Origin of the sequence: Butyrivibrio sp. (assembly GCF_015056685.1) — a bacterium.
Classification (GTDB): Bacteria; Bacillota; Clostridia; order Lachnospirales; family Lachnospiraceae; genus Butyrivibrio.
In genome coordinates, this window is the sequence record NZ_SVFW01000092.1 from 1 (window position 1) to 4,232 (window position 4,232).

Below are 4,232 nucleotides of genomic sequence, written 5' to 3' on the forward strand. Positions count from 1 at the left end.
GACAGGGTAAGAAATGAAATAATCAATATTTTACCCGAGGAAAAGTAGAAAGACAGGGTAAGAAATGAAATAATCAACATTTTACCCGAGGAAAAGTAGAAAGACAGGGTAAGAAATGAAATAATCAATATTTTACCCGAGAAAAAGTGGAAAGACAGGGTAAGAAATGCAATAATCAATATTTTACCCGAGAAAAAGTAGAAAGACAGGGTGAGAAACGTAATAATCATTATCTTACCCAAAGAAAACCAGAAAGATAGGGTAAGAAATGTAATATATATTTTTTTCCCAAGTTACCTGTTAAAATGGTGGCTGCAAAAGCGGTATCAAGCTATATGCCCAAACTAGCATTGTCGTACCCTTTACAATGGTAGCCGCGGGTATATAGTCACACATATTCTTGAAAGTAGCCGCCCCTACTGTTCTCGGAGTCAGAGCCTGAGGCAATAACACCTAGCCACACCGAAGGTGCTTGCCATTGACGGGGTCTGAGGAAAACGCTACAATGCTGAATCCGACGGTGAGATAAGATCTACTGTTCCCATCATCCTCACCGTCGGCGAGGTATAGACGGCGTTTTCATCAGGTTCAGTCAATGGTGGCGGACGCTGCCAATCACTTACGCATATACAAATGCAGAGTACTTTGGTATAGGCATAAAGATTACGATAAATAATATCACTAGTGAGTTAATGACTGTCTATGTTGTTACAAGGAATCATTAAAAACTATGAATACACGACATTTTTTGGAAAAAGAAGTAACTAAAAGTTACTTTTTTTTATAAATAAATTTGCTATGATATTATGCAGAGAATGTAACAATATTTCATATATGTTTTTCTTTTTTTGGAGGGTATGTGTAAATGAAAAGACGAACTTTGTGGAAACTGTTGGCAAGTATTATGGCATTTACTATGGCGGCTGCCCCTGCAATCACAGTATGTGCAGAGGAAATAGAAGGGCCTGTAACAGAGCCTGTAATTAATGAGAATCCGGATGACCCCAAAGTAATTAATGGGGATGTAAATGTAATTTTTGATGAATCCAGTTCGAATATTTACGCGGTACTGGCGGGTGAAAACTCTGAGGTATCTGTCAAAGGTGATGTGAATATGACGCTTGACCGCGATGGAAGTGCGGGGATTGCTGGGGTAGAAAATTATGGAGGAAATGTCGATATTTCTGGAAAAGTAGAGGTTACTTCTTCGTCCTATTCATGTAATGGAGGTGCAGTGGACTGCCATAATGGTACAACAACTGTAGGTGGCGATGTTGTTCTTGACGTTCAGGATGATGGTATGCAGTATGCTATTAACGCATATGGAGGTGATGATCCTGCCCAAGTTATAGTAGAGGGGAATGTAAAATCGTCAGGTACAGGAATTTGGGCTATTCATTCAAATGTTTATGTAGGTGGCGATGTTGAAGCAAAAAGAGGTGTTTTGTGTGATGCAGAAGTAGACAATAGTGACTGCAGCATCGTTATTATGGGTACAGTTTCTGCAACAGAGGGAATAGAGGCTCATGGATATATTTCAGATGAAGAGGCGACTGAACAGAGTTTTGTGGATAGTTTGCCAAATGTAGTTGTATATGCAATAGATACTCCTAAAGAAGAAAACATTGTATCCGCAAAAATCTATGGGGAAGAAAACGCTGTCGCAACAGAATTATTTAAGAATGCTATCAACTATATCATTCACACTGAAGGAGACATGGACCTTTCAGGGGATGACCTGAAGTCTGTAAGTGATTTTGCTACTTTCACGGATCTTAAAGCGGATTACAGAACAACAAAGATAGGTGAGATTTTCACAGCAACTGTTGCAAAAAATTATGGGATTGAAGGAAGTAGTAGTGTTGAAGTTACTAAGGTAAGTGATGGAGTTTACAGTGTTAAGCTGATTGATTCAAAAGGAGGAATTCTTTTGAAGGCAACTGCGCTTTCACCAAATCAAAATCCAGGTGATGGAACGGCAGAAGATTCAAGAAACGATTCCAGCCAGACAGCACCTGTACTATTTGTGATTCAGGATGATTCACGGAATCAGCAGGCAACATCTATGATTTCAACAGCTGTTGGAAATGTTCCTGCAGGAGCATTAAGAGTTGCAGTTCCATACGGACAAAAAACAATAGCGCCGGCAGTAGAAGGTGCGCCATCTCCATCAAAGGCAGTTTCTATAAAGGTTTCAGAGCTTACTGATGTTCAGTACAAGGAAACTATTATCCAGAATATTACCTCAACACCAATGGGTGGAATGCTCAGGATTGAAACTGACAAGGCTGCATGCTTTGACAGAGCAATGCTTGAAACTTTTGCTAAGAGAGCAAGTGTTAGTCTGGAAGTTATCTTCCCGGTTAAGGGACAAATGGTACGTGTTGTAGTCCCTGCAGGCTGCAATATCAATAATCTCCTTGATAAATTTGGCTACTGCGGATTTGAAAGACTTGCATCCATTTTAGGCAGTGAGGTAGTTAAATAATCAAACATAAATGATTTATTCATGATGCGGAACGGATAGTATAATCTGTTCCGCATCTTTTTATAAAATATGGTAAGATATACAAAGCGCACCGCATAAAATACAAGGTGGTGCGCATTTATTATTATGTAACAAAGAGGATAGATATGGCAAAATGGATGATAGCAAATAAGAAGGCTGATTTTGATGGAATCGCTGCTAAATATGGCATTTCCAATATCACAGCCAGACTTATTGCTAATAGACTTATAAATTCCAGAGAGACAGAAAAAGAAGATTGTACTTTGGAAAAAGTGGATGAGTATCTGAACGGCGGCGTTTCAATGCTCCATGATCCATTTAAAATGGCAGACATGGAAAAGGGCGCCAGGGTGATGCTCTCCAGAATAGCTGAGAGAGCAAAAATCCGTGTTATAGGCGACTATGACGTAGATGGAATATGTTCTTCATACATACTTGTTGATGGACTAAGGCTCTTTGGAGCAGATGTGGACTGTGTTCTTCCTGACAGAATCAAGGATGGCTATGGCCTTAGCATCAAGCTTGTTGATGCCGCTATTGAAGACGGTATTGATACTATCATTACCTGCGACAATGGAATTGCAGCCTTTGAGCAGATCAAACATGCAAAAGAAAAAGGCATGACTGTAGTTGTTACAGATCACCACGAAGTTCCTTTTGAAGTGGCTTCTAGCGACGAAGCAGGTGCTGATTTAGCTGATCCAGGGACTTCTGAGAAAAAAGAAATATTACCGCCTGCAGATGCGGTTATAGACCCCAAGAGAGCTGAGGGTGAGTATCCTTTTAAAGAGATCTGCGGAGCAGTTGTTGCTTATAAGTTCCTGCAAGTTATGGCGCAGATAAAGGCTTCTGAAAAAGAAGACCCAGAGTTTGATGAGCTGATTGGAAGATTTTTTGCTGAAAAGATCATCTTTGCGGGCATTGCAACAGTTTGCGATGTCATGGAACTTAAGGATGAAAACAGGATAATCGTAAAAGAGTCTTTAAAACGCATCAGATTTACAGAAAATAAGGGGCTTAAGGCTCTTATTGATGTAAATAGCATTGATGTAAGCGCTATGACAGGATACCACTACGGTTTCATCATAGGTCCATGTCTTAATGCCACAGGAAGGCTTGATCTGGCCACAAGAGCATTATCTTTGTTTTTTGCTGAAGATGAGGCTGAGGCCGCTAAGATTGCCGGAGACTTAAAGGCCCTTAACGACAGCAGAAAAGACATGACCAAAGAGGGTGTTGATGCTGCTATAGAAATTGTGGATGAAGAGGCCGAGAAAGGCGAACTTCCCAAGGTTATTGTGCTGTATCTTCCCAATGTTCATGAATCTATAGCAGGAATAATAGCAGGTAAGATAAAAGAAAAGTACTACAGGCCTACAATTGTTCTTACAAAGGCAGCTGACGGTGGTGCAAAGGGATCAGGAAGGTCTATTGAGAGCTATGATATGTTCCAGCATCTTTCGGCGTGTAAAGAGCTGTTTACAAAGTTTGGCGGACATAAGATGGCTGCGGGACTATCACTTCCTGAAGAAAACATTGAGACTCTTCGCGCAAGACTCAATAATGAGTGTGAGCTTACAGACAGCGATTATGAGAGAATAGTCCATCTTGATATGGTAATGCCTCTTAAGTATGCGAGCATGGAGCTTGTTAAGGAATTTAGTAAGTTGGAACCTTTTGGAACAGGTAATACCAAGCCTATGTTCGCCCAAAAGGATGTAAA

General features: G+C 40.4%; 2 protein-coding genes. Both read left to right on the top strand.

Translation table 11 applies throughout. The annotated features are described in order from the left end of the window. Positions 1-865 precede the first annotated feature (865 nt). On the top strand, positions 866-2,488 hold the full coding sequence (locus E7303_RS17865; protein WP_292146815.1) for a hypothetical protein: 1,623 nt from the start codon (positions 866-868) through the stop codon (positions 2,486-2,488). Positions 2,489-2,634: 146 nt separating this feature from the next. Further along, on the top strand, positions 2,635-4,232 hold a 1,598-nt coding region (locus E7303_RS17870; protein ID WP_292146816.1), incomplete at its 3' end, for a single-stranded-DNA-specific exonuclease RecJ.

Excerpts from the sequence above, each read along its gene's own strand:
- E7303_RS17865 (WP_292146815.1), top strand. The coding sequence starts at position 866 with ATGAAAAGACGAACTTTGTGGAAACTGTTGGCAAGTATTATGGCATTT.